The organism is Streptomyces sp. NPDC058741, from assembly GCF_042746715.1.
Classification (GTDB): domain Bacteria; phylum Actinomycetota; class Actinomycetes; order Streptomycetales; family Streptomycetaceae; genus Streptomyces.
This window is the reverse complement of sequence record NZ_JBHYQH010000005.1, coordinates 183,288-208,099: the sequence shown is the minus strand read 5'-3', so window position 1 is coordinate 208,099 and position 24,812 is coordinate 183,288. Positions and strand designations below refer to the sequence as shown.

Annotated in this window: 24 protein-coding genes and 4 pseudogenes; 8 read left to right on the top strand and 20 right to left on the bottom strand. The window is 70.2% G+C overall.

All coding sequences use genetic code 11. The features are described 5' to 3' along the window. Nucleotides 1-269 precede the first annotated feature (269 nt). The 3 genes and pseudogenes from ACFW6P_RS06410 to ACFW6P_RS06400 all read right to left on the bottom strand — a co-directional run. A pseudogene (locus ACFW6P_RS06410) lies at nucleotides 270-602 on the bottom strand (leucine zipper domain-containing protein); the annotation flags it as partial. A gap of 87 nt (nucleotides 603-689) precedes the next feature. Then, complete coding sequence (locus ACFW6P_RS06405) at nucleotides 690-1,136, bottom strand: tyrosine-type recombinase/integrase (RefSeq protein ID WP_386352288.1); 447 nt, start codon at nucleotides 1,134-1,136, stop codon at nucleotides 690-692. After that, the gene (locus ACFW6P_RS06400; RefSeq protein ID WP_386352285.1) at nucleotides 1,102-2,001 is read right to left on the bottom strand and encodes an NAD(P)H-binding protein; all 900 of its coding nucleotides are present in this window, start codon (nucleotides 1,999-2,001) and stop codon (nucleotides 1,102-1,104) included. Before ACFW6P_RS06400 ends, ACFW6P_RS06405 begins: the two co-directional genes overlap by 35 nt. Before the next feature lie 68 nt (nucleotides 2,002-2,069). Between ACFW6P_RS06400 and ACFW6P_RS06395 the strand changes: the two genes are divergently transcribed. The 5 genes and pseudogenes from ACFW6P_RS06395 (at nucleotide 2,070) to ACFW6P_RS06375 (ending at nucleotide 5,320) form a co-directional block, all read left to right on the top strand. Further along, nucleotides 2,070-2,879 (top strand): LysR family transcriptional regulator, encoded by an 810-nt coding sequence (locus ACFW6P_RS06395; RefSeq protein ID WP_386352282.1) that lies wholly within the window; start codon nucleotides 2,070-2,072, stop codon nucleotides 2,877-2,879. A gap of 74 nt (nucleotides 2,880-2,953) precedes the next feature. Beyond that, nucleotides 2,954-3,117: pseudogene (locus ACFW6P_RS06390) on the top strand (IS630 family transposase); the annotation flags it as partial. A 77-nt stretch (nucleotides 3,118-3,194) separates the two neighbouring features. Then, a pseudogene (locus ACFW6P_RS06385) lies at nucleotides 3,195-3,965 on the top strand (ABC transporter ATP-binding protein); the annotation flags it as partial. 21 nt (nucleotides 3,966-3,986) lie between these two features. After that, nucleotides 3,987-4,734, top strand: a pseudogene (locus ACFW6P_RS06380) (ABC transporter permease). Between the two features lie 13 nt (nucleotides 4,735-4,747). Next, nucleotides 4,748-5,320, top strand: coding sequence for a cob(I)yrinic acid a,c-diamide adenosyltransferase (locus ACFW6P_RS06375; protein WP_386352279.1), 573 nt, complete (start codon nucleotides 4,748-4,750; stop codon nucleotides 5,318-5,320). 70 nt (nucleotides 5,321-5,390) lie between these two features. Here ACFW6P_RS06375 and ACFW6P_RS06370 read toward each other — a convergent pair whose 3' ends face one another. Further along, the gene (locus ACFW6P_RS06370) at nucleotides 5,391-5,969 is read right to left on the bottom strand and encodes a hypothetical protein (RefSeq protein ID WP_386352276.1); all 579 of its coding nucleotides are present in this window, start codon (nucleotides 5,967-5,969) and stop codon (nucleotides 5,391-5,393) included. Between the two features lie 138 nt (nucleotides 5,970-6,107). Between ACFW6P_RS06370 and ACFW6P_RS06365 the strand changes: the two genes are divergently transcribed. The 3 genes from ACFW6P_RS06365 to ACFW6P_RS06355 all read left to right on the top strand — a co-directional run bounded on the left by ACFW6P_RS06365 (nucleotide 6,108) and on the right by ACFW6P_RS06355 (nucleotide 9,899). Beyond that, on the top strand, nucleotides 6,108-7,301 hold the full coding sequence (locus tag ACFW6P_RS06365; protein ID WP_386423041.1) for a sensor histidine kinase: 1,194 nt from the start codon (nucleotides 6,108-6,110) through the stop codon (nucleotides 7,299-7,301). Then, nucleotides 7,298-7,939: a response regulator gene (locus ACFW6P_RS06360; RefSeq protein ID WP_386352273.1), complete on the top strand. Its 642-nt coding sequence runs from the start codon at nucleotides 7,298-7,300 to the stop codon at nucleotides 7,937-7,939. Before ACFW6P_RS06365 ends, ACFW6P_RS06360 begins: the two co-directional genes overlap by 4 nt. Before the next feature lie 133 nt (nucleotides 7,940-8,072). Next, on the top strand, nucleotides 8,073-9,899 hold the full coding sequence (locus tag ACFW6P_RS06355; protein ID WP_386352270.1) for a glycosyl hydrolase family 18 protein: 1,827 nt from the start codon (nucleotides 8,073-8,075) through the stop codon (nucleotides 9,897-9,899). 77 nt (nucleotides 9,900-9,976) lie between these two features. On the opposite strand, the gene ACFW6P_RS06350 is transcribed toward ACFW6P_RS06355, so the two are convergent. The 16 genes from ACFW6P_RS06350 to prfA all read right to left on the bottom strand — a co-directional run bounded on the left by ACFW6P_RS06350 (nucleotide 9,977) and on the right by prfA (nucleotide 24,805). Continuing rightward, complete coding sequence (locus ACFW6P_RS06350; RefSeq protein WP_386352267.1) at nucleotides 9,977-10,423, bottom strand: DUF2550 domain-containing protein; 447 nt, start codon at nucleotides 10,421-10,423, stop codon at nucleotides 9,977-9,979. A gap of 130 nt (nucleotides 10,424-10,553) precedes the next feature. After that, the gene (locus tag ACFW6P_RS06345) at nucleotides 10,554-10,931 is read right to left on the bottom strand and encodes a F0F1 ATP synthase subunit epsilon (protein ID WP_386423039.1); all 378 of its coding nucleotides are present in this window, start codon (nucleotides 10,929-10,931) and stop codon (nucleotides 10,554-10,556) included. A gap of 111 nt (nucleotides 10,932-11,042) precedes the next feature. Further along, nucleotides 11,043-12,491 (bottom strand): F0F1 ATP synthase subunit beta, encoded by a 1,449-nt coding sequence (atpD, locus tag ACFW6P_RS06340; RefSeq protein ID WP_386352261.1) that lies wholly within the window; start codon nucleotides 12,489-12,491, stop codon nucleotides 11,043-11,045. A gap of 3 nt (nucleotides 12,492-12,494) precedes the next feature. Beyond that, nucleotides 12,495-13,409 (bottom strand): F0F1 ATP synthase subunit gamma, encoded by a 915-nt coding sequence (locus ACFW6P_RS06335; RefSeq protein WP_386352259.1) that lies wholly within the window; start codon nucleotides 13,407-13,409, stop codon nucleotides 12,495-12,497. A gap of 20 nt (nucleotides 13,410-13,429) precedes the next feature. After that, nucleotides 13,430-15,019, bottom strand: a complete 1,590-nt coding sequence (gene atpA, locus ACFW6P_RS06330; protein ID WP_386352257.1) for a F0F1 ATP synthase subunit alpha — start codon at nucleotides 15,017-15,019, stop codon at nucleotides 13,430-13,432. 124 nt (nucleotides 15,020-15,143) lie between these two features. Beyond that, nucleotides 15,144-15,959, bottom strand: a complete 816-nt coding sequence (locus ACFW6P_RS06325) for a F0F1 ATP synthase subunit delta (protein WP_386352254.1) — start codon at nucleotides 15,957-15,959, stop codon at nucleotides 15,144-15,146. Further along, nucleotides 15,956-16,504, bottom strand: coding sequence for a F0F1 ATP synthase subunit B (locus ACFW6P_RS06320; RefSeq protein WP_386352251.1), 549 nt, complete (start codon nucleotides 16,502-16,504; stop codon nucleotides 15,956-15,958). The genes ACFW6P_RS06325 and ACFW6P_RS06320 overlap by 4 nt, the downstream gene beginning before the upstream one ends. Nucleotides 16,505-16,543: 39 nt before the next feature. Further along, nucleotides 16,544-16,780, bottom strand: a complete 237-nt coding sequence (locus tag ACFW6P_RS06315) for an ATP synthase subunit C (RefSeq protein WP_031104199.1) — start codon at nucleotides 16,778-16,780, stop codon at nucleotides 16,544-16,546. 78 nt (nucleotides 16,781-16,858) lie between these two features. Next, nucleotides 16,859-17,629, bottom strand: coding sequence for a F0F1 ATP synthase subunit A (gene atpB, locus ACFW6P_RS06310; RefSeq protein ID WP_386352434.1), 771 nt, complete (start codon nucleotides 17,627-17,629; stop codon nucleotides 16,859-16,861). Between the two features lie 273 nt (nucleotides 17,630-17,902). Then, a complete protein-coding gene (locus ACFW6P_RS06305; protein WP_386352248.1) occupies nucleotides 17,903-18,340 on the bottom strand; it encodes a hypothetical protein in 438 nt (145 codons plus the stop codon). A gap of 307 nt (nucleotides 18,341-18,647) precedes the next feature. Continuing rightward, the gene (locus ACFW6P_RS06300) at nucleotides 18,648-19,994 is read right to left on the bottom strand and encodes an MraY family glycosyltransferase (RefSeq protein ID WP_386352246.1); all 1,347 of its coding nucleotides are present in this window, start codon (nucleotides 19,992-19,994) and stop codon (nucleotides 18,648-18,650) included. A gap of 129 nt (nucleotides 19,995-20,123) precedes the next feature. After that, nucleotides 20,124-21,362: a serine hydroxymethyltransferase gene (gene glyA / locus ACFW6P_RS06295; RefSeq protein WP_386352243.1), complete on the bottom strand. Its 1,239-nt coding sequence runs from the start codon at nucleotides 21,360-21,362 to the stop codon at nucleotides 20,124-20,126. 97 nt (nucleotides 21,363-21,459) lie between these two features. Further along, nucleotides 21,460-22,137, bottom strand: coding sequence for a protein-tyrosine-phosphatase (locus ACFW6P_RS06290; RefSeq protein WP_386352240.1), 678 nt, complete (start codon nucleotides 22,135-22,137; stop codon nucleotides 21,460-21,462). Then, nucleotides 22,134-22,781 carry an L-threonylcarbamoyladenylate synthase gene (locus tag ACFW6P_RS06285; RefSeq protein ID WP_386352237.1) on the bottom strand — a complete coding sequence of 216 codons (648 nt, stop codon included), beginning with the start codon at nucleotides 22,779-22,781 and terminating at the stop codon, nucleotides 22,134-22,136. Before ACFW6P_RS06285 ends, ACFW6P_RS06290 begins: the two co-directional genes overlap by 4 nt. A 70-nt stretch (nucleotides 22,782-22,851) precedes the next feature. After that, the gene (gene prmC, locus ACFW6P_RS06280) at nucleotides 22,852-23,697 is read right to left on the bottom strand and encodes a peptide chain release factor N(5)-glutamine methyltransferase (protein WP_386352234.1); all 846 of its coding nucleotides are present in this window, start codon (nucleotides 23,695-23,697) and stop codon (nucleotides 22,852-22,854) included. Nucleotides 23,698-23,728: 31 nt separating this feature from the next. After that, a complete protein-coding gene (gene prfA / locus ACFW6P_RS06275; RefSeq protein WP_386352231.1) occupies nucleotides 23,729-24,805 on the bottom strand; it encodes a peptide chain release factor 1 in 1,077 nt (358 codons plus the stop codon). Nucleotides 24,806-24,812: the final 7 nt, after the last annotated feature.

The window sequence follows — 24,812 nt, the reverse complement described above, 5'->3', positions numbered from 1 at the left end:
GAGTAACCGCGCTACTCACCGCGCGCTGGCACCGCCGATCGACAACAGGGTGAACGTTGCCTGATGCGGCACTGGTTTTCTGAGTCAGGAATTCTGTTCAGATGTGCAGGGTTGCCTGGTGGCGCGTGCCGAGCGGCCGAAGGCCGAGTTGAACCTGTCGGATGCGGAGCGGGCTGCGCTGGAGGGATGGGTGCCGGCGCCGACTCACTCGGCAGGCGTGGGCTCTGCGGTGCGGATCATCCTGGCCTGCGCGACCGGTGCGCCGAATGTCCGTATCGGGTCAGGACCCGGTACACGGTGGAGAGCACCAGCCGTAGCAGGTGCGCGATGCGGGCCGGTCCTCAGCGGCGCAGGAGCCGGACCTTGATGAGGCGGCGCTCGGTGCGGGTCGGGGTGCGCCGTGGGCTGGCGTGCGGCCGGCTGGAGCGGTCGGCCATGCCTGCCTCGCCGAAGAGGCGGCAGCGGTCGGCCCATCGCTTGGCGGTGCTCACGGAGACCTGGAAGCGTTCCGCGGCCCGCCGCAGGGGCCAGTTGTCGTCCACGACGCAGCGGGCCAGGCGCAGACGGCCGGTCTCTGTCAGGGGTGCATTACGGTGGGACACGAGGGCCTTTCTGTTGGTGTAGACGTCGCAATCCACACCGAACCGGAAGGCCCTCACCTGTTCAAGATCCCTCAGCCGAGATCTGGCTCACCCGTCCACAACCTCCCGAGACGGAACACCCAGCGCGGTGATGAGGGCGTCGACGGCGTCTGGTTGGAGGCGGCGTCGGACGTGGGCGTAGACGGTGGCCGTGACGCCGATGCGGGCGTGGCGGAGGAGTTTCTTGGTCACGACGAGTTCGACGCCCTTCTCAAGGAGCAGCGTCGCAGGCGAGTGTCGGAGGTCGTGGAATCGGAGCGTCCGGATTGCGGCCTTGTGTGACGAGGCCGCGGAAGCGGCAGGCGAGGTGAGCGGGTGTGCAGCAGGTCGTTGAGTTGGAGGCTGGTGCGCCGATTTCCCCGGGCGATCCCGATGCCGTCCAAGCCGCGGTGCGCGTACTCGGCGGCGAGGCCGCGTACGAGAGTGCGGGGTGCTCCGACGATGAGAGCGGTCTTGGTGTTCATGCCTGGACCACCGGCTTGAGGACCTCCTCACACCACTCGCGGAAGGTCGTCGGGCTCGCGGTCCGAATGGTGCGCTGCACGCCGTCGTCGAGGCCGTCGTCCTTGGAGCGCATCATGTCGACGTAGCCCTGCGCGAGCGCATCCCCGACGCCGTGTCCGGCGAGTGCGGCGCGGAAGTCGTCGAGCGACTGCCGCTCGTAGCGGACCGGGCGGCCGAGCACGTCGGACATGATGCGCGCCATGTCGTTGGCCGAAAGGTCCTCGGGACCCAGCACGGGGACCTCGCCCGTGCCCGTCCACGAGCGGTCGAGCAGCAGGCTGGCGGCAGCCCTGGCGATGTCCCGGGTGGCGGCCGTCGGTGCTTTGCGGTCAGCGGCGACGGTGTCGGTGAACACGCCGTCGTCGCGGATCGAAGCCACCTGTCGCAGCAGGTTGTCCATGAACGTCGGGTTTGCGAGCGCCCGGTAGGCCACGCCCGTACGCGCGATGAGGTCGTCCATGGCCAGCGACGCCGTCACGTGCCCGGCGCGGCCTGCGACGGGAGTGCCGCGGCCGAGCGCCGAGACGCCGACGACGTGTCCGACTCCGTGGGCGGTGAACGCCGTGGCGGCTGCGCGCGTGAACCCGGAGTACGCGGCGTCCAGGCTCGGTGTCAGCCGGGCGGCCGGCGGGACCAGCCAGAAGACGGCGTCCGCGCCGGCGAACGCCCGGTCGACGACCTCGGCGTCGCCGTGCGACCCGGTAACGACGTCGACGCGGGCGCGGACCGCGTGGGGGAGCTTTGCGGGATCGCGCACGATGACGCGCAGTTCTTCGCCGCGAGCGGGGGCCTCGTCGAGCAGGATGTCCAGGAGCCGGCTGCCGATCTGGCCGGTAGGGGCGGTGATGACGATCATGCTTCGAGTCTCGGGGCAGGCCATCCGCGGCGTCCAATACCCTCTCCGGCAATTGATACCTTGAAGGCATGGATCTCGATCTGCGCAAGCTCCGCTACTTCGTCGCGGTGGCCGAGCATCGGCACTTCGGCCGGGCCGCGGAACAGCTCTACATCACCCAGCCGGTTCTCAGCCGGCAGATCAGGGCTTTCGAGCACGAGTTGCAGTCCGCCCTGTTCGTGCGGACCACCCGCAGCATGGAGCTGACCGCCGCCGGGAAGCAGCTCTACGAGGAGGCGCAGGGGATTCTCGCGACTGTCGACGCGGCAGTGCGCCGCGTGCACAACGCCGAACGGGGCGTCCTGCGGCTGGTTGTCGCCTTCTCTCCCGGGCTGCATGTGTCGGATGCGATCCGGGCGTTCACCTCGCGCTACCCGGACGTCGAGACCGACGTCCTCCCGACGCGCTGGTGGGAGCAGGACGCCCCGCTCCGGGACGGCCGGGCCCAGGTCGGGTATCTGCGGCGGCCCTTCGACGACTCGGGGTTGCGTACCGTCCCCATCGGTCACGAGCCCAGGGTTGCCTGCATGTCCACGGCGCACCCGATGGCGTGCCGTCAGGAGCTCATGGCTGCGGACCTCGAGGAGGAGCGGATGCTTGACGCACCGACGCGGCGCACGTCCTCGCTCGAGGAAAAGTTCGAGCTCATCGCCTCCGGGCAGGGCATCGCGCTCATCCCGCTGAGCGTCGCGCGGTCATACTCCCGCCCCGACCTCGTCCACCTCCCCGTCACGGATGCCCCAGGGATCGAGACCTGCCTGGCCGTTCTCGCGGACCGACGCGAGAAGCCGCTGCGCGACTTCCTGGAGATCGCCACCGCCACGCTGCGGACCACCTGAGTCATCAGCCGCTGCGGCCGACCGCTCCCCCCGGCCACCGGCGTGAACACCAGCACGACCAACAGCGCCACAGTGTGGAGGCGCAGTTCACCGCCCTGCGCTGCTTTGCCCTCGAGGGCACTTCCGTACCGGCCACAGGCAGCAGGGCACCATGATCCGTCGCTGCGTCATCCGGCGAAACCGTCACGCTGACCATCGGCAGCCACACACTGTGGTCGACAGGGCGAACGTTGCCTGATGCGGCACTCGCTTCCCTGGCGCCCCATGAAACTTGGAGTCATTTCAAACTTTAAGAGACTCTTCTTTTCTGGGGGCATGGCAATCATCAGCACGGCCGGACCGGCCCGTGCCTTCCGGACCGGAAGCGGCCTCGTGGAGGCCGTGCGCGGCATCGACCTGACCGTCCGCGAGGGCGAGATCCTCGGCTTCCTCGGCCCGAACGGAGCCGGCAAGACGACCACCCTGCGGATGCTGACGACCCTGCTGGAGCCGACCGGGGGCACCGCCACCGTCGCCGGATGCGACCTGGCGACCGACCCGGCCGGGGTGCGGCGGGCCTGCGGCTACGTGGCACAGGCCGGCGGGGTCGATCCGCAGATCTCCGTGCGGGAGGAGCTCGTCACCCAGGGGCGCCTGTACCGCCTGACCAGGGCCCGGGCCGTCGAGCGCGCCGGGGAGCTCGCCCACGACCTCGGGCTGACCGAGCTGCTCGACCGCCCGTGCGCCGCGCTCTCCGGCGGGCAGCGGCGGCGGCTGGACATCGCGATGGCGCTCACCCACCGGCCGAAGGTGCTGTTCCTGGACGAGCCGACGACCGGCCTCGACCCGGGCAGCCGCGCCGCCCTGTGGGACCTGGTGCGCCGGCTGCGCGACGAGCACGGCACGACGGTCTTCCTCACCACGCACTACCTGGACGAGGCCGACGCCCTCGCCGACCGGCTGGTCGTCGTGGACCGGGGCGTCGTCGCCGCCGAGGGCACCCCGAGCGCGCTGAAGCTGCGCTACGGCGGCTCGCTCGACGCCTCGCTCCAGGACGCGTTCCTCGCCCTCACCGGCCGCGGCACCACGCCGGCCGACACCACCCCCTCGCCGTTTGGGACTCCTCGGATGCTGATGCACGACACGGCCCTCGTCTACGGCCGCTACCTCCGGCAGTCCCTCCGCTCGCGCTTCGCGCTGCTCTTCGGGGTGCTGATGCCGCTGCTGAACCTGCTGTTCTTCGGACCGCTGCTGACGGATCTGCCGCTCGGCGGGCAGGGCAGCTCCTGGCAGGTCCTCCTCCCCGGGCTGCTGTGCCAACTGGGGCTGTTCGGGGCGTCGTTCGCCGGCTTCTCGGTCATCATCGAGAAGGGCCACGGCGTGATCGAGCGCACGCGGGTCACACCCGTGAGCCGGCCGGCCCTGCTGCTCGGCCGGGTGCTGCGGGACGCCACGGTCTTCGTCTTCCAGGCCGTGCTGCTGGTGCTGGCGGCGGTGGCGATGGGCCTGCGGGCGCCCCTGGGCGGCATCCTCATCAGCTTCGCCTTCGTCGCCCTGCTCACGCTGTCGCCGGCCTCCTCTCCTACGCACTGGCCATGAAACCGGACACCCCGCAGGGCTTCGGCCCCACGATCAACGCGCTGACCATGCCGTCCATGCTGCTGTCGGGGCTGATACTCCCGATGAGCCTGGGCCCGGCCTGGCTGGACGCCCTGTCCCACCTGATGCCGTTCGCTACCTGGTCGACGCCGTCCGGGACGCCTACGTCGGCGGCTACACGACGGCGCACATGCTGAACGGCGTCCTGGTGGCCGCCCGATTCACGGCGGTGTCCGTGACGGTGGACACCCGCGTGTTCCGAACGGCCGGAGCGTAACTACGCTGGCCGCATGGTCAATCTGACGCGCATCTACACCCGGACCGGCGACCAGGGCACGACGGCCCTCGGCGACATGAGCAGGGTCGCCAAGACCGACCTGCGGATCGCCGCGTACGCCGACGCCAACGAGGCGAACGCGGTGATCGGCACGGCCGTCGCGCTGGGCCGGCTGCCCGAGGAGGTCGTCAAGGTCCTCACCCGCGTCCAGAACGACCTGTTCGACGTGGGCGCGGACCTGTCGACGCCGGTGGTGGAGAACCCGCAGTACCCGCCGCTCAGGGTCGAGCAGTCCTACGTCGACAAGCTGGAGGCGGACTGCGACCGCTTCCTGGAGGACCTGGAGAAGCTCCGCTCCTTCATCCTCCCGGGCGGGACCCCGGGCGCGGCCCTGCTGCACCAGGCCTGCACGGTGGTCCGCCGCGCGGAACGCTCGACGTGGGCGGCCCTGGAAGCCCACGGCGAGCTGATGAACCCCCTCACCGCCACCTACCTCAACCGCCTCTCCGACCTCCTGTTCATCCTCGCGAGGACGGCGAACAAGGAGGTCGGGGACGTGCTGTGGGTGCCGGGCGGGGAACGCTGACACACCCCTGACAGGGGCGCGGGGAACCGCGGGGCCGGCCGCGGCGCACCCGCGGCCGGGGCACCCCGCCTCAGCGGCGCACCTGCTCCTGCCCTCGCGCCGCCCCGGTCTCCCCCGGCGAGGGCTTCCGCGGCCAGATCCAGTAGCTGAGGGCGATCAGGCCGTGGATGCCCGCCACGCGCCAGGCCGTGAAGCGCCAGCTCTCCAGGGAGGTGACGCGGCTCGGGTCGTCCACGTACCAGATCGCGAGCTGGAGGAGCACGGTCGCGACGGCGGCTGCCGTCAGGGTGCCCAGCCAGACCCTGCCCTCGTGGCGCGCCCGGGCCATGCCGTGGCGCGGGGGTCCCGGCGGTGGCGGGGCGCCGCCGAGGCGGTGGGCGGCGTGGCCGTCCAGCCACTTCACCGTGCGGTGGCCGTGCCCGACGGTGTAGCCGATGTAGAGCGCGGCCAGGCCGTGCGTCCCGTTCGGCTCGGCGCCGTGCTTCAGATCCAGCGCGGTGGCGACCAGCAGGACGACCTCCAGCAGCGGCTCGCACAGCAGCAGGGCCAGGCCCAGCCGTGGCATGCGCAGCAGGTAGCGGGCGCCCAGGCCGGCCGCCAGCAGCACCCAGAAGCCGGCCTCACAGACGGCGATCAAGGCGACGATCACGGTTCGCTCCTCTCGGTCACCTCCAAGGCTCCCGGGCGGGGCCGCCGAAGTCGTCGTCGCCGCTGACGACTCCGCGGTACATCGAAAGATGCAGGCGGGGATCACGCGAGGGGCGCGGCGGCCGTGTTGGATGGGGGCATGGCCGTACGACTCCCCCGCCCACGACGCTTCGACGTGTACGTCGCCCTGGGGGGTCTGCTCGGCGGGCTGCTGCTGTGGGCCCTCGGTCTGGCCACCCGTCCGCGCACCGAGGTGTACGTGCTGCTGCCGGGGCGCTGGCCCGTCCTGCTGCCGCTGCTGGTCATGGCCGGGTGCGAGCTGCTGCGCAGGACCGCGCCGCGCACCGCCCTGCTGACCGGCACCGCCGCGATCGTCCTGGACGTCTTCACCCAGGGCAACCTGGTCACGATCCTGATGTACACCGACCTGATGTACGCGGCCGTCCTGTACGGCTCGCCCGCCTCGGCCCACCGCATCCCCCGGATCACCGGGCTGCTGTCGGTGGCCGGGACGGTGGTGCCGTTCGCGGTGTGGCGCGAGCCCGAGGCCCTGCTGATCGGCGTGGTCACCGGCGTCGTGGCCTTCGGGCCCGCCGCCACCGGACTGATCGTGCGCACCCACCGCGACGCCGCCGAGGCGGCCCGGCTGCGCGCCGAACAGACCGCGCTGCTCGCGGAGATGGACCGCGCCCAGGCCGTCACGGCCGAACGGGCCCGGATGGCCCGGGAACTGCACGACATGGTCGCCAACCACCTGTCCGCCATCGCCGTCCATTCCACCGCCGCCCTGTCCCTCGACGGCCCGGGGACCTCCCGGGAGGCGCTGGGAGTGATCCGCGAGAACAGCGTGGAGGGGCTCGCGGAGATGCGGCGGCTCATCGGCATCCTGCGGGACGACAGCGGCGACGCCGAGCCGGTGGCCGCCCCCACCCTCGACGGGCTCGGCGCGCTGGTCGAGGGCGCACGCGCCAACGGCCTCGCCGTCACCCTCGACGCCGCCGAGGTCGCGGTCCCCGCGCCCGTGGCGCTCGCCGCCTACCGGATCGTCCAGGAGTCCCTGACCAACGTCCTCAAGCACGCCGTGCCCGGCCGCGTCACCGTGCGCCTCGGTCTGCACGAGGGTGTGCTGGCCGTCCGGGTGACCAGCCCCTACGGCGACCGCGCGGGACCCACCGCCCCCGGATCGGGTGCCGGTCTCGTCGGCATGCGGGAGCGCGCCGCGCTGCTGGACGGCAGCTTCGAGGCCGGTCCCGAGGACTCCCCCGGCGGCAGGGTCTGGACCGTACGCGCCACCCTGCCCGTCAGCGATCCCGTCGAAGGAGACACCGCATGATCCGCGTCCTGGTCGCCGAGGACCAGTCCGCCGTCCGGGCGGGCCTCGTCCTCATCCTGCGCAGTGCGCCCGACATCGAGGTGGTCGGCGAGGCGGCCGACGGAGAGCGGGCGGTGGCGCTGGCGCGGGAGCTGCGGCCGGACCTGGTGCTGATGGACGTGCAGATGCCGCGCCTGGACGGGGTGTCGGCGACCCGTCGGGTCGTCGCCGAGGGGCTCGCGGACGTGCTCGTGCTGACCACCTTCGATCTGGACGAGTACGTCTTCGGGGCGCTGCGCGCGGGCGCGTCCGGGTTCCTGCTGAAGAACACCGAGGCGCGGGATCTGCTGGAGGCGGTGCGGACCGTCGCGCGCGGGGAGGGGCTGATCGCCCCGGCGGTGACGCGCCGGCTCATCGCGGAGTTCGCCGCGAAGCCCGCGCGGGAGCCGTCGGCCGATCCGGCCGTGCTGGAACGGCTGACCCGCCGGGAACGCGAGGTGCTGTCCTGCCTGGGCGAGGGGTTGTCCAACGCGGGTATCGCGCAGCGGCTCGACATGGCGGAGGCGACCGTGAAGACCCATGTCAGCAGGCTGCTGGGCAAACTGGAGCTGCGCAGCCGGGTGCAAGCGGCGGTGCTGGCACAGGAGTTGGGGATCTGATCCGGTCGCGGATCGGACAGATCACGGTGGTCCAGATCTATTGACCGCTGGTCCAGACCTTTCTATTCTCGCCGCACCATGAGTGGCGTGAGGCTCAGTCACGCCCCCCACAACTCCATCAAGGAGGCGCAGCATGCGCTTCAGACACAGAGCCGCGGCAGGGTTCGCGACCCTCCTGCTCCCCTTCGCCGGTCTCGTCGGCCTGGCGAGCCCTGCCCAGGCCGCCACGTCCGCCACCGCGACCTACGCCAAGACCCAGGACTGGGGCTCCGGCTTCGAGGGCAAGTGGACGGTGAAGAACACCGGCACCGCGACCCTCAGCTCCTGGACCGTCGAGTGGGACTTCCCCTCCGGCACGTCCGTCACGTCCTCCTGGGACGCCGACGTCACCTCCTCCGGCACCCACTGGACCGCCAAGAACAAGTCCTGGAACGGCAGCCTCGCCCCGGGCGCCTCCGTCACCTTCGGTTTCAACGGCTCCGGCTCCGGCTCCCCCGCGAACTGCAAGCTGAACGGCGGCAGTTGCGACGGCGGCGCCACCGAGCCCGGCGACAGCGCCCCGAGCGCCCCCGGCACTCCGACGGCCTCCGGCATCACCGACACCTCGGTGAAGCTGTCCTGGCAGGCCGCCACCGACGACAAGGGCGTCAAGAACTACGACGTCCTGCGCGACGGCTCCAAGGTCGCCACCGTGGCGACGACCTCGTACACGGACACCGGCCTGACCAAGGGCACCGACTACTCCTACGCGGTCCAGGCCCGCGACACCGCCGACCAGACCGGCCCGGTCAGCGGCTCGGTCCGGGTCCGCACCACCGGCGGCATCACCGAGCCCCCGCCCACCGGCGACAAGGTCAAGCTCGGCTACTTCACCGAGTGGGGCGTCTACGGCCGCAACTACCACGTCAAGAACCTGGTGACGTCCGGTTCTCCCTCGAAGATCACCCACATCAACTACGCGTTCGGCAACGTCAAGAACGGCCAGTGCACCGTGGACGACACCTACGCCGCGTACGACAAGGCCTACACCGCCGACCAGTCCGTGTCCGGCACCGCGGACACCTGGGACCAGCCGCTGCGCGGCAACTTCAACCAGCTGCGCCAGCTGAAGGCCAAGTACCCGCACATCAAGGTGCTGTACTCCTTCGGCGGCTGGACCTACTCGGGCGGCTTCGGCCAGGCCGCGCAGAACGCCGCCGCCTTCGCCAAGTCCTGCAAGGCGGTCGTGGAGGACCCGCGCTGGGCCGACGTCTTCGACGGCATCGACATCGACTGGGAGTACCCGAACGCCTGCGGTCTGACCTGCGACACCTCGGGCCCGGCGGCGTTCAAGACCCTCTCCCAGGCCCTGCGCGCCGAGTTCGGCCAGAACTACCTGATCACCGCGGCCATCACCGCGGACGCCAGCGCGGGCGGCAAGATCGACGCGGCGGACTACGGCGGCGCCTCCCAGTACCTCGACTGGTACAACGTGATGACGTACGACTACTTCGGCGCCTGGGACAAGACCGGCCCGACCGCCCCGCACTCCCCGCTGACGTCGTACTCCGGCATCCCGAAGGCCGGCTTCACCTCGGCCGACGCGATCGCCAAGCTCAAGGCGAAGGGCGTCCCCTCCGCCAAGCTCCTGCTCGGCATCGGCTTCTACGGCCGTGGCTGGACCGGCGTCACCCAGTCCGCCCCGGGCGGCTCGGCGACCGGCGCGGCCCCGGGCACGTACGAGGCGGGCATCGAGGACTACAAGGTGCTCAAGGGCTCCTGCCCGGTCACCGGCACGATCGCCGGCACCGCGTACGCGCACTGCGGCAGCAACTGGTGGTCGTACGACACCCCGTCGACCATCGCGGGCAAGATGAGCTGGGCCAAGAACCAGGGCCTGGGCGGCGCGTTCTTCTGGGAGTTCAGCGGTGACACCGCCAACGGCGAGCTGGTGACCGCGATCAACAACGGCCTGTCGTAAAAAACAGAACGCTACGCGGCATTGACGCTCCCCCCGACTTCGTCGGGGGGAGGACCCCACCCAGCGAGTGAACGTGGCTACGCCACGTTCACTCGCTGTCCGGGTGGGGCTGCCTCGAGCCACGCGAGGAAACCGGTCAGCGCGTCTTCGCTCATCGCGAGCTCCAGACGCGTCCCCCGGTGCAGACAGGCCAGGATCACATGGTCGGAGAGCAGCGCCAGCTCCTCCTCGCCCTCCGGCACCCGGCGGCCGACCACCTCGATCGCGGACCGCTCCAGGACGCGGCGCGGGCGCGGCGAGTACGAGAAGACCCGGTACCACTCGACGCGGTCGCCGTTGTACCGGGCCACGCCGTACGCCCAGCCCTTGCCGTTGCTGTCTCCCTGCTCCGGGGCCTCCCAGCGCAGACTGGCGTCGAAGGTGCCGCCCGAGCGCTGGATGAGCCGGCGGCGCAGGCCGAAGACGAACAGGGCCACCGCCACGAGGGCCACCACGATTCCGCACACAGTCAGAGCGAGGACCATCGGCACCGACCTCCTCGTCTCCTAGGTAACGGAACGTAAAAAACACCCACATCCGCCTCAGCCGCGGCCGGGTCCGGATCGCTCCGGGACCCAGCCGCGGCTGAGTGACGTCATCACACGGCGAGCGGGGTCAGCGCGCCGCCGTCGCAGCCCGCAGACGGACGTCCGCGCGGCGCTGGGCCTCCGCGTCGTCCTGCGCCTTCGCGCGCTCCAGCTCCCGCTCCGCGCGCTGGACGTCGATCTCGTCCGACAGCTCGGCGACTTCCGCCAGCAGCGACAGCTTGTCGTCCGCGAACGAGATGAACCCGCCGTGGACCGCGGCGACGACCGTCGCGCCCTCGCTGGTGCGGATGGTCACCGGGCCCGACTCCAGCACACCGAGCAGCGGCTGGTGACCGGGCATGACGCCGATGTCGCCGGACGTGGTGCGCGCGACGACCAGGGTGGCCTGGCCGGACCAGACCTCACGGTCGGCCGCGACCAGCGCGACGTGCAGCTCAGCAGCCAAGGTGGCTCCTCGGGTCACCACCCGGCGGGAGTGCCGGGTGTTGGTTACAAGTCTAGTAGGCGTGACAGAGGGGGCGGGACGAAGCCCGCCCCCTCATGACGAGCGCGAGGCTCAGGAGACGCCCAGCTCCTTCGCGTTCTTCTTCAGGTCCTCGAGACCACCGCACATGAAGAACGCCTGCTCCGGGAAGTGGTCGTACTCGCCGTCGCAGATCGCGTTGAACGCGGCGATCGACTCGTCCAACGGCACGTCCGAACCGTCCACCCCGGTGAACTGCTTGGCGGCGTGGGTGTTCTGGGACAGGAAGCGCTCCACGCGACGGGCACGGTGGACGACGAGCTTGTCCTCCTCGCCGAGCTCGTCGATACCGAGGATCGCGATGATGTCCTGCAGGTCCTTGTACTTCTGCAGGATGTTCTTCACGCGCATCGCGGCGTTGTAGTGCTCCGCCGAGATGTACCGCGGGTCGAGGATGCGGGACGTGGAGTCCAGCGGGTCCACGGCCGGGTAGATGCCCTTCTCGGAGATCGGACGGGACAGAACCGTCGTCGCGTCGAGGTGGGCGAAGGTGGTGGCCGGGGCCGGGTCGGTCAGGTCGTCCGCGGGGACGTAGATCGCCTGCATCGAGGTGATCGAGTGACCACGGGTCGAGGTGATGCGCTCCTGCAGGATGCCCATCTCGTCGGCCAGGTTCGGCTGGTAGCCCACCGCGGAGGGCATACGGCCGAGCAGGGTCGACACCTCGGAACCGGCCTGGGTGAAGCGGAAGATGTTGTCGATGAAGAACAGCACGTCCTGCTTCTGGACGTCACGGAAGTACTCCGCCATCGTCAGGCCGGCCAGGGCCACGCGCAGACGGGTGCCCGGGGGCTCGTCCATCTGGCCGAAGACCAGGGCGGTCTTGTCCAGAACGCCGGACTCCTCCATCTCCGCGATGAGGTCGTTGCCCTCACGGGTGCGCTCACCGACGCCCGCGAAGACGGAGACGCCCTCGTGGAGGTTGGCGACGCGCATGATCATTTCCTGGATCAGCACGGTCTTGCCGACACCGGCACCACCGAACAGACCGATCTTGCCGCCCTTGACGTACGGGGTGAGCAGGTCGACGACCTTCAGGCCCGTCTCGAACATCTCGGTCTTCGACTCGAGCTGGTCGAACGCGGGGGCCTTGCGGTGGATGGGCCAGCGCTCGCCCGTGTGGGCCTCGTCGCTGTTCAGCACCTCGCCGAGGGTGTTGAACACCTTGCCCTTGGTGAAGTCGCCGACCGGGACGGAGATGCCCGCGCCGGTGTCGGTCACCGGGGCCTGGCGGACCAGGCCGTCGGTGGGCTGCATGGAGATCGCGCGGACCAGGCCGTCGCCCAGGTGCTGGGCGACCTCGAGGGTCAGCGTCTTCTTCTCGCCCGCGAGCGCCGGGTCGGCGACCTCGACGTGCAGGGCGTTGTAGATCTCCGGCATCGCGTCGACGGGGAACTCCACGTCGACGACCGGGCCGATGACCCGCGCGACGCGGCCAGTGGCCACGCCAGCAGGAGCGGTCGGCTCAACAGTGGTGGTCATTTGTCAGTCACTCCCCGCGGTCGCGTCGGCCAGGGCACTGGCGCCACCGACGATCTCGCTGATTTCCTGGGTGATTTCGGCCTGGCGGGCCTGGTTGGCAAGCCGGGTGAGCGTCTCGATGAGCTCGCCGGCGTTGTCGGTGGCCGACTTCATCGCGCGCCGCGTGGCGGCGTGCTTGGAGGCGGCCGACTGGAGCAGCGCGTTGTAGATACGGCTCTCCACGTAGCGCGGCAGCAGGGCGTCCAGGACGTCCTCCGCCGACGGCTCGAAGTCGAACAGCGGCAGGATCTCGCCCTTGGGCTTCGCCTCCGCCGCGACCTCGTCGAGGCTGAGCGGCAGCAGCCGGGCCTCGATCGCCGTCTGCGTCATCATCGACACGAACTCGGTGTAGACGATGTGGAGCTCGTCCACACCGCCCGCGGCCGTCTCCGTCTCGATGGCCTCGATCAGCGGGGCCGCGACCTTCTTGGCGTCCGCGTACGACGGGTCGTCGGTGAAGCCCGTGAACGACTCCGCGACCTTGCGCTCGCGGAAGTTGTAGTGGGCGACACCGCGGCGGCCGACGATGAAGTTGACGACCTCCTTGCCCTCGGCCTCCAGCTTCGCCGTCAGCTTCTCCGCGGCCTTGATGGCGTTGGAGTTGAAGGCGCCGGCCAGACCGCGGTCGCTCGTGAGGAGCAGGACCGCGGCACGGGTCGGGTTCTCCGCCTCCGTCGTCAGCGGGTGCTTGGTGTTAGAGCCGGTGGCGACCGCCGTGACCGCGCGGGTGAGCTCGGTCGCGTACGGGGTGGAGGCCGCCACCTTGCGCTGCGCCTTGACGACGCGCGAGGCGGCGATCATCTCCATCGCCTTGGTGATCTTCTTGGTCGCGGAGACGGATCGGATGCGACGCTTGTAGACCCGGAGCTGGGCTCCCATGAGTCAGGTCCCTTCCGTCGTCACTTGCCGGCAGCCGGGGCGTCCTCGCCGAGCAGCTTGCCGTCGGAGGTCTCGAACTGCTTCTTGAACTCCGCGATGGCCTCGGCGACGGCCTGCAGGGTGTCGTCGGACATCTTGCCGCCCTCGCGGATGGAGGTCATCAGACCCTGCTCCTTGCGGTGCAGGTAGTCCAGCAGCTCCTTCTCGAAGCGGCGGATGTCGGCGACGGGGACGTCGTCCATCTTGCCGGTGGTGCCGGCCCAGACGGAGACGACCTGGTCCTCGGTGGCCATCGGCTGGTACTGCGGCTGCTTCAGCAGCTCGACCATGCGCTGACCGCGCTCCAGCTGCGCCTTCGACGCGGCGTCCAGGTCGGACCCGAAGGCGGCGAACGCCTCCAGCTCACGGAACTGGGCGAGGTCCACGCGCAGTCGGCCGGAGACCTGCTTCATCGCCTTGTGCTGCGCGGAACCACCGACTCGGGAGACGGAGATACCGACGTTCAGCGCGGGGCGCTGACCGGCGTTGAACAGGTCCGACTCCAGGAAGCACTGGCCGTCGGTGATGGAGATGACGTTGGTCGGGATGAACGCAGAGACGTCGTTGGCCTTGGTCTCGACGATCGGCAGACCGGTCATCGAGCCGGCGCCCATCTCGTCGGAGAGCTTGGCGCAGCGCTCCAGCAGACGGGAGTGCAGGTAGAAGACGTCACCCGGGTAGGCCTCACGGCCCGGCGGGCGGCGCAGCAGCAGCGACACGGCGCGGTAGGCGTCGGCCTGCTTCGACAGGTCGTCGAAGATGATCAGGACGTGCTTGCCCTGGTACATCCAGTGCTGGCCGATGGCCGAACCGGTGTACGGCGCCAGGTACTTGAAGCCGGCCGGGTCGGACGCCGGGGCGGCGACGATGGTCGTGTACTCCAGCGCGCCGGCCTCCTCCAGAGCGCCGCGCACACCGGCGATCGTGGAGCCCTTCTGGCCGATGGCGACGTAGATGCAGCGGACCTGCCTGTTCGGGTCGCCGGTGCGCCAGTTGTCGCGCTGGTTGATGATCGTGTCGACGGCGAGGGCGGTCTTGCCGGTCTGGCGGTCACCGATGATCAGCTGACGCTGGCCGCGGCCGACCGGCGTCATCGCGTCGACGGCCTTGTAGCCCGTCTCCATCGGCTCGTGCACCGACTTGCGGACCATGACGCCCGGGGCCTGCAGCTCCAGGGCACGACGGTCTTCGGTCTCGATCTCGCCGAGGCCGTCGATCGGGTTGCCGAGGGGGTCCACCACGCGGCCGAGGTAGCCCTCGCCCACCGCGACGGAGAGAACCTCACCGGTACGGGAGACCGGCTGACCCTCCTCGACGCCGCTGAACTCGCCGAGGACGATGGCACCGATCTCGCGCTCCTCGAGGTTGAGGGCGAGGCCGAGGGTGCCGTCCTCGAACTTCAGCAGCTCGTTGGCCATGGTCGAGGGCAGGCCCTCGACCTTCGCGATGCCGTCGCCGGCAAAGGTGACCGTACCGACCTCCTCGCGCGAGGCCGCGTCCGGCTTGTACGCCTGGACGAAGTTCTCCAGCGCGTCCCGGATCTCCTCCGGCCGGATCGTGAGCTCCGCCATCTGGGTTCCCTGCTCTCCTTGTTGGGCCCGAAGTTTCTTAGGGGGTCTGGGGGCGACCCCCAGGATTCTTCTGCACGGCCCAACCAGGGCCGTCGTCAGTACGTACTGCCTATTGAGTTGCTGCTCAGCCGGCGAGCCGACGGCCGGCGTCCTCGATACGGTCCGCGAGGGAGCCGTTGATGACCTCGTCGCCGACCTGCACCCGGATCCCGCCGAGGACCTCGGGGTCCACGTCCAGGTTGAGGTGCATCGGGCGGCCGTAGAGCTTCGCGAGGGCGGCACCCAGGCGCTGCTTCTGCGGGTCGCTCAGCGGGACCGCCGAGGTGACGATGGCCACCATGCGGTTCCGGCGATCGGCGGCGAGCTTGGACAGGGACTCGAGTCCCGTCTCCAGGCTACGTCCCCGCGGCGCGGTCACAAGGCGCGTGACCAGACGCTCGGTGGCCGACTGGGCCCGGCCGCCGAGGAGGCTGCGCAGCAGCCCGCTCTTGGCCGAGGTGGTGGCCTTGCGGTCCGTCAGCGCGGCACGCAGCTCGGTGCTGCCGGAGACGATCCGCCCGAACCGGAACAGCTCGTCCTCGACGTCGTCGAGCGCGCCGGCCTGCTGGGCGGCCGAGAGGTCGGCGGCGTCGGCCAGTTGCTCCAGCGCATCCACCAGGTCGCGCGAGCGCGACCAGCGCGAGCGCACCATGCCGGCCACCAGGTCGGCGGCCGGGCCGCTGACCTGGGTGCCGAGCAGGCGCTGGGCCAGCTCGGCCTTGGCCTGACCGTCCTGCGCCGGGTCGGTGAGGACCCGACGCAGCGACACCTCGCGGTCGAGCAGCGTGGTGACGGCGGCCAGCTCGTCGGCGAGCGAGCCCGCGTTCACGGACGTGGAGTCCGTCAGCGCGTCGAGACGCTCTCGTGCGGCTGCCAGGGCCTCGCGGCTCGCTCCGTTCATCGGCCGGCCTCGGCCTTCTCCTCGAGCCCGTCGAGGAACCGGTCGATCACGCGGCTCTGCCGGGCGTGGTCCTCGAGGGACTCCCCGACGAGCTTGCCGGCCAGGTCGGTGGCGAGCTTGCCGACGTCCTGGCGCAGCGCGGATGCGGCGGCCTTGCGGTCGGCCTCGATCTGGGCGTGACCCGCGGCGACGATCTCCTCGCGCTGCCGCTGGCCCTCGGCCCGCATCTCGGCGATGAGGGTGGCACCCTGCTCCTGCGCCTCCTGGCGCAGACGCGCGGCCTCGTGCCGGGCCTCGGCGAGCTGTGCCTTGTACTGCTCAAGGACGCTCTGGGCCTCGACCTTCATGGTCTCGGCCTCTTCGATACCGCCTTCGATCGCCGCGCGGCGCTCCTCCAGAACCTTGTTGATGTTCGGAAGCAGCTTCTTCCAGAAGAAGAAGAACACGATGGCGAAGGCGATGGTGCCGACGAGCAGCTCGGGGCCCGGAGGAATCAGCGGGTTCTGCTCCTCCTCGGCCGCCAGCTGTACCAGGTTGGCGATCACATCAGTGCCTTTCGTCGATGCGTGTCGATAAGCGGGTGATTACTTACCGAACACGAACGGCATAACGATGCCGATGAGGGCGAGCGCCTCACAGAAGGCGAAGCCCAGGATCTGGTTGGCACGGATCAGGCCGGCGGCCTCGGGCTGACGAGCCAGGGCCTGGGTGCCGTTACCGAAGATGATGCCGACGCCGATGCCGGGGCCGATGGCGGAGAGGCCGTAGCCGATGGAGCCGAGCGAACCGGAGACAGCGGCGAGGGTCTCAGTGGCAGCCATGCTGATTCTTCCTTCTCTTTCACGGACCGGCGGGGGTTGGCCACCGGACGTATCGGGGAACTGCGGGGGCGGAGGGGCTCAGTGGTGCTCGGCCAGAGCGCCCTGGATGTAGGTGCAGGCGAGGAGCACGAAGACGTACGCCTGGACGGCCTGCACGAAAAGCTCGAAGAGGATCATGACCATGGTCATGACGAAGGAGATGCCGGCCGCCGGGATCATCCAGCTGTTGAGCAGGTACCAGGAGGCGACGGTGAACATCACCAGCATCAGGTGGCCGGCGAACATGTTCGCGAACAGTCGCACCGCGTGCGTGAAGGGCCGGACGAGCAGGTTCGAGAAGAACTCGATGACCATGACCAGCGGCAGCACCGGGCCCAGCGACCTGTCGTAGCCGGTCACGTTCTTGAAGAACCCGACGAAGCCGTGCCGCTTGAAGGTCAGCGAGACCCAGGTCACGTAGACGACCGCGGCGAGAACCGCCGGGTACGCGATGATCGACGACACCGGGAACTGCGCGAGCGGGATCACGGACCAGATGTTCATGATCCAGATGAAGAAGAACAGCGAGACCATCAGGGGGACGTACTTCTCGCCCTCCTTCTTGCCGAGGGTCTCGTAGACGATGCCGCGACGGACGAAGTCGTAGCCGGCCTCACCGACCATCTGCAGCTTGCCGGGCACCACCTTCGCCTTGCCGAAGGCCGCCCAGAAGAAGCCGATGACGAGAACGGTGGTGATGAGGGCGAGCAGCATCACCTTGTTGAACTCGTACCCCCCGACCGTGGCGATCGGCTTGAAGAGGAACGAGTGCAGGCCCGGAGCCGGAAAACCACACCCGTTGTCGGACATGATCCGACAGCTCCAGTCGAAGGCGAGCTGGGTCTGGTCAGCACTCACCGCGGGCTCCTTCGGTGTGACGCATAGGTACGGCAACCTCGTTGTGTCGGCGCGGCGCGCAGCCGCGGGTCGGCACCGGACTGGTGTTACGGATGTGAGGGCGGCTGAGGGGCATCGAGCCTCGCGTTCGAGCAGGCGTCAGCTCAGATGCCCGCGCCCGCGATGCCGCAGTTGGCACCGGACGATAGCAGGAGTTCTCCGTGCTCCTTATCGCGCCCCTACTCGTCACGACGACGACCCGGTCTTCTCGGCGTTCTCGCTCTTCTCGGAGTCCGGGTCCACGTAGAAGATCTTGGCCTTCATGTGCGCACGGGCCTGCGCGGCCATCCACACGACCGTCGCGACGACGAGCCCGATGGCGAACGTCTTCGCGTTGAAGAGAGAGGTGTCCTTGAAGAGGGCGACGAAGATCAGGAGAAGCAGCAGCTGCGCGACATAGAGCATGAGCCCCATGGCCTGGAACAACTGCGGGAGCGTTTTCGCCGTCCACTGGAGAACGTACAGACCGATCCCCATGAAGAGGATGGCCAGCAGTGCGCCCACGGCGGCGCCGACGGCTCCCTTGCCTCCGGCCAACACGCCACTGACGGCGGCCGCGACCACACCGGCAGCGGCTGTGGGCACAGCGCACTGCAGAAGGTTCCGGGCGTCATGGGACGGCATGGCGGCAACTCCGCTTTCGCAGGGGGCAGGGGTGTCGTCATGGACGAGCGTAGTCCCGGGCTGAGTGGAGTCCTCACGCCAACGGACCGTCGCACTGCGGTCCTTCGGCTCTGTCCGGGGGTTCTCGTGAACCGTATCACAAACTATTTGATGCAGTCTTTACCTGGGGATGTGCGTACTGTCACACATGAGAGTGAACACGCCCGTCTGAGCGAGAACCCAGCCGAGATGTCTGGTAACGGGCGCTTCGCACCCCCATCACACTCCCATAGCAACCCCACGAGTTGGCAATGCTCTAGTCAGATTCTTACCTTGTCCCCGCCTTGCGCCGGTCGGCCAGACGCGAACGGGGGCCGATGGCGGTCGCTCCGTTGACGCCGGCGACTCCGGAGGCCACCGGGGTGCGGTCCTCGGCCTCGGCGGGGACGGGCCGGCCGGTCGCGGACGCCGGGGTCGAGGCCTCCGGCGCGAGGGCCTCGACCGTGCCGCGGCGCCGGTAGCGCGGCGGCACGAACCGCTCCATCCAGCGCGGGGTGCGCGGCGTGAAGCGCGGCAGCAGGAGGAGGACCAGGCCGATCGCGCTGAGGAAGACGACGCCGAGCACGATCCACATGGACGCCGAGTTGACCGAGTAGGCCAGGGCGCCGAAGGCGATCAGCGCGGACCAGAAGTACATGATGAGCACCGCGCGGCTGTGCGAGTGGCCGATCTCCAGCAGGCGGTGGTGCAGATGGCCGCGGTCGGCGGCGAACGGCGACTGGCCGCGCCAGGTGCGGCGCACGATCGCCAGAATCAGGTCGGCGGCCGGCACCGCGATGATGGTCAGCGGCAGCAGCAGCGGGATGTAGACCGGGACCGTCTGGTGCACGGCCTCCTTCTCCGAGCCGACGTACAGGTTCAGCGCGTCCGGGTCGACCTGCCCCGTGACGGAGATCGCACCGGCGGCCAGGACCAGGCCGATCAGCATCGAGCCCGAGTCGCCCATGAAGATCCGCGCGGGGTGCATGTTGTGCGGCAGGAAGCCCAGGCACATCCCCATCAGGATCGCGGAGAAGAGGGTGGCGGGGGCGGCGGCCTCGACGCCGTACGAGTACCAGATGCGGTACGCGTACAGGAAGAACGCGGTGGCCGCGATGCAGACCATGCCCGCCGCGAGGCCGTCCAGGCCGTCGACGAAGTTGACCGCGTTGATGGTGATGACGACCAGCGCCACCGTGAGCAGCGTGCCCTGCCACTGGGTGAGCGCGACCGAGCCGACGCCGGGCACGGGCAGCCACAGGATCGTCAGACCCTGCATGACCATCACGCCCGCGGCGATCATCTGGCCGCCCAGCTTGATCAGGGCGTCGATCTCGAACTTGTCGTCCAGGACGCCGATCAGCCAGATCAGTGCAGCCCCGGAGAGCAGCGCCCGCGGTTCGTTGGACGTCTCGAAGACCTGGTCCAGGTTGGTCAGGTGGTCGGCGACCAGCAGGCCCGCGCACAGGCCGGAGAACATCGCGATACCACCGAGCCGCGGAGTGGGTTCCCGGTGCACGTCACGTGCCCGGATCTCCGGCATCGCTCCGGCGACGATCGCGAACTTCCGTACCGGCCCGGTCAGCAGATACGTCACCGCGGCCGTCACGCAGAGCGTCAGGAGGTATTCACGCACGGGCTTCCCCACAGGTCTCGCTGGCCATCTCAGCCTCACACCCTAGCGATGCGCGCATACGAGTGGGGACTTCCGGGTAGCGACGATGGTTGCACGATCAGCTGTGCACCCTGGTGCGCCTACCCCGGCTCACGCCGGATACGGCGGAAATCCACCGGCCAGCTCCCGCACTTCCTCACGGGCCCGCGCCGTCTCCGTCACCCCCCTCAGCACCTGCGCGAGCAGTCCGGCGATCCGGGCCATCTCCGCCTCGCCCATGCCCTGGGTGGTGAGCGCGGCCGTGCCGAGCCGCAGCCCGCGGGCGTCGCCGTGCGGCAGCGCACAGCAGTCCAGGACCATCCCGGCCGCGGCGAGACGGCCCCGGGCGGTGCGCCCGTCGACACCGAGGGGCGCCGGGTCGGCGGTGATCAGGTGGGTGTCGGTGCCGCCGGTGGTGACGGCCAGGCCCTCCGCGGCGAGCCGGGCCGCGAGCACCCGCGCGTTCGCCACCACCTGACGGGCGTACGCGGAGAACGCCGGTGTCGCCGCCTCACCGAAGGCCACGGCCTTGGCGGCGACGGTGTGCATCTGGGCGCCGCCCTGGGTGAAGGGGAACACCGCCCGGTCGACCCGCTCGGCCAGCTCCGCCCGGCACAGGATCATGCCCCCGCGCGGGCCGCGCAGCACCTTGTGCGTGGTCGCGCACACGATGTCGGCGTACGGCACGGGGTTCGGCGCCGCTCCCCCGGCCACCAGCCCGATGGGGTGGGCGGCGTCCGCGACGAGGTAGGCGCCCACCTCGTCGGCGACCTCGCGGAAGAAGACGTGGTCGAAGTGGCGGGGGTAGGCGATCGAACCGCACACGATCGCCTTCGGCCGGCGCGTGCGGGCCAGGGTGCGCACCTGCTCGTGGTCGACGAGGCCGGACTCGGCGTCCACGCCGTAGCCGACGAAGTCGAACCAGCGGCCGGAGAAGTTGGCGGGCGAGCCGTGCGTGAGGTGACCCCCGTACGGCAGGCCGAGGGCGAGGACGGTGTCGCCGGGGCGCAGCAGGGCGGCGTAGGCGGCCAGTACCGCCGAAGTGCCCGAGTGGCACTGGACGTTGGCGTGGTCGGCGCCGAACAGCGCCTTGGCCCGGTCGACGGCGAGGCGCTCGGCGACGTCGGCGATCTCGCACCCGCCGTGGTGCCGTGCCCCCGGGTAGCCTTCGGCGTACTTGTCGGCGAGCGGTGAGCCGAGGGCGGCCAGCACAGCCGGCGAGGTGAAGTTCTCGGCGGCGATCAGCTGCAGCGTCGTCGCCTGCCGCTCCCGTTCCGCCAGCAGCACGTCGGCGAGCTCGGGGTCCTGCCGGCGCAGGACGTCGGCCTCGAGGGCAGGGATGACCGTCATGGTGGGCTCCGGGCGACGAGTTCCTACGTGCTTCTGGACGGTTCGCCGTGGTGACGTACGACCAATGTAGGCCCGGGGCCCGCGGGGCGCTCGGTGCCTACGTCCGTGCGGGAACGCCGGTGAGGGCCGTGACGACCGGGTCGAGCGCCTGGTGTATCTCGTCCCCGATGGACCGGAAGAACGTCAGGGGCGCCCCGTACGGGTCGTAGACCTCGTCCGCCTCGGCGTCCGGGGCCAGCAGCCACCCGCGGAGAGCGGCCGCGGCGCGCACCAGGGCACGCGCGCGGAACACCACGCCCTCCTCCAGGGGAGGCAGGGTGGCCGGATCGATGGCCTTCACCAGACGGGTGAACTCCTTCAGCGTGAAGGTGCGCAGCCCGGCCGAGTGGCCCATGGAGATGACCTGCGCCCGGTGGTCGCGGGTGGCGGTCAGCACCAGGTCGGCCCGGATGACGTGCTCGTCGAGGAGTTCGCGTCCGGTGAAGCCGGAGGCGTCCGCGCCGAAGTCGGCGAGGACGGCCTCCGCGTGGGACTCCATGGGCGCGCCCTCGTGGCCCCAGGTGCCGGCGCTCTCGACGATGAGCCCGCCGCCCAGGATCCCCAGCCGCTCCTGCACGAAATGGCGGGTCAGCCGCTCGGTGATGGGCGAGCGGCACACGTTGCCGGTGCTGACGTGGAGGATGCGGAAGCTGTCGCGCGGTAGCCCCACGAAGGTCGTCGTGATCTCCGCCGCGCTCTCCCCGTCGCCTATGCCACGCCCCTCAGGGGCCGTCAATTCGCCACCTCGAGGTCGGGTACGACCTTCCTCAGCTCATCGGCCGAGAGCGCGCCCGCGCGCAGCAGCAGCGGCACCTCGCGGGTCACGTCGACGATGGACGAGGGCACGTTGCCGGGCGTCGGGCCGCCGTCGAGGTAGACGGAGACGGAGTCGCCGAGCATCTCCTGCGCGGCGTCGCAGTTCTCCGGCGCCGGGTGGCCGGTGAGGTTGGCGGAGGAGACGGCCATGGGGCCGACCTCGGTGAGCAGCTCGATGGCGACCGGGTGCAGCGGCATGCGCACGGCGACGGTGCCACGGGTGTCCCCGAGGTCCCACTGCAGGGACGGCTGGTGCTTGGCGACGAGCGTCAGGGCGCCCGGCCAGAAGGCGTCGACCAGCTCCCAGGCCAGCTCGGAGAAGTCGGTGACGAGCCCGTGCAGCGTGTTCGGGGAGCCGATGAGGACGGGCGTGGGCATGTTGCGGCCCCGGCCCTTGGCGTCCAGCAGGTCGGCGACGGCCTCCGCGGAGAACGCGTCCGCGCCGATGCCGTACACCGTGTCCGTCGGCAGCACCACGAGCTCGCCACGGCGGACGGCGGACGCTGCCTCGCGCAGACCGGTCACACGGTCGGTCGCGTCGTTGGTGTCGTATCGCCGTGCCATCTTTAGCTGGCCTCCTCGTACACGTGCTGCGGGGATGAAGACGGGGCGGTCCGCGAGGACCGCGGGGTGCTCACGGCAGTGCCTTGCGGGCCGTGGCGAAGCGGGGGCGGTTGTTCAGGTCCGGGTGGTCGGCGGCGTCGGTCCAGCCGCGGTCCTCGGCGAAGATCCACGGCACCTGCCCGCCCTGGGTGTCGGCGTGCTCCACGACCACGACGCCGCCGGGGCGCAGCAGCCGGTGGGCGGTGCGCTCCAGGCCGCGGATGAGGTCGAGGCCGTCCTCGCCGGAGAACAGGGCCATGCCGGGGTCGTAGTCGCGTGCCTCGGGGGCGACGTACTCCCACTCGGTGAGGGGGATGTACGGCGGGTTGGTGATGACGAGGTCGACCTGGCCGTCGAGGTCGGGGAAGGCCGTGAGGGCGTTGCCCTGCCGCAGGTCGACCCTGGTCCCCTCGACGTTCTTGCGGGTCCACACCAGGGCGTCCTCGGACAGCTCCACGGCGTGCACGCGCGAGCGCGGCACCTCCTGGGCCAGGGCGAGCGCGATGGCGCCGGAGCCGGTGCACAGGTCGACGATGCACGGCTCGACGACGTCCATGGCCCGTACGGCGTCTATGGCCCAGCCGACCACGGACTCCGTCTCGGGCCGCGGCACGAACACCCCGGGGCCGACCTGGAGTTCCAGGTAGCGGAAGTAGGCGCGCCCGGTGATGTGCTGGAGCGGCTCGCGGGCCTCGCGGCGGGCGATGACCTCCCAGTAGCGGGCGTCGAAGTCGGAGTCCTTGACGGAGTGCAGCTCCCCGCGCTTCACGCCGTGCACGAACGCGGCGAGCTCCTCCGCGTCGGTACGCGGCGAGGGCACGCCGGCGTCGGCGAGCCGCTGGGTGGCCTGGGCCACCTCGGCGAGCAGCAGATTCACTCAAGTCCTCCGGAAGTTGCTCGTTCGTTCCTTACGCGGCTGCCAGCTTCGCCGCGGAGTCCGCGTCGACGCAGGCCTGGATCACCGCGTCGAGGTCGCCGTCCAGGACCTGGTCCAGGTTGTACGCCTTGAAGCCGACGCGGTGGTCCGAGATGCGGTTCTCCGGGAAGTTGTACGTGCGGATCTTCTCGGAGCGGTCGACCGTGCGGACCTGGCTTCGGCGGGCGTCGGCGGCTTCCTTCTCGGCCTCCTCCTGCGCCGCGGCGAGCAGCCTGGAGCGCAGGATACGCAGTGCCTGCTCCTTGTTCTGCAGCTGGCTCTTCTCGTTCTGGCAGGAGGCGACGACTCCGGTGGGGATGTGCGTGATGCGCACGGCGGAGTCGGTGGTGTTGACGGACTGCCCGCCCGGGCCGGAGGACCGGTAGACGTCGATGCGCAGATCGTTGGGGTTGATCTCGACGTCGATCTCCTCGGCCTCGGGCGTGACCAGCACACCGGCCGCGGAGGTGTGGATCCGGCCCTGGGACTCGGTCGCGGGCACGCGCTGCACGCGGTGCACCCCGCCCTCGTACTTCAGCCGCGCCCACACGCCCTGGCCGGGCTCGGTGGCACCCTGGCCGCCCTTGGTCTTCACCGCGACCTGGACGTCCTTGTAGCCGCCCAGCTCGGACTCGGTGGCGTCGATGATCTCGGTCTTCCAGCCGACGCGCTCGGCGTAGCGCAGGTACATGCGCAGCAGGTCGCCGGCGAACAGGGCCGACTCGTCGCCGCCCGCGCCCGCCTTGATCTCGAGGATGACGTCCTTGTCGTCGCTGGGGTCGCGCGGGACCAGCAGCAGGCGCAGCTTCTCGGTCAGCTCCTCGCGCCGCTCCTCCAGCTCCTTGACCTCGGCGACGAAGTCGTGGTCGGTGGCGGCGAACTCGCGCGCCGTCTCGATGTCGTCGCCCGTCTGCGTCCAGGACCGGTACGTGGCGACGATGGGGGTGAGCTCGGCGTAACGCTTGTTCAGCTTGCGCGCGTTGGCCTGATCGGCGTGGACCGACGGGTCGGCGAGCTTCTTCTCCAGGTCGGCGTGCTCGGCGACGAGTTCCTCGACGGCCTCGAACATCTTGGGG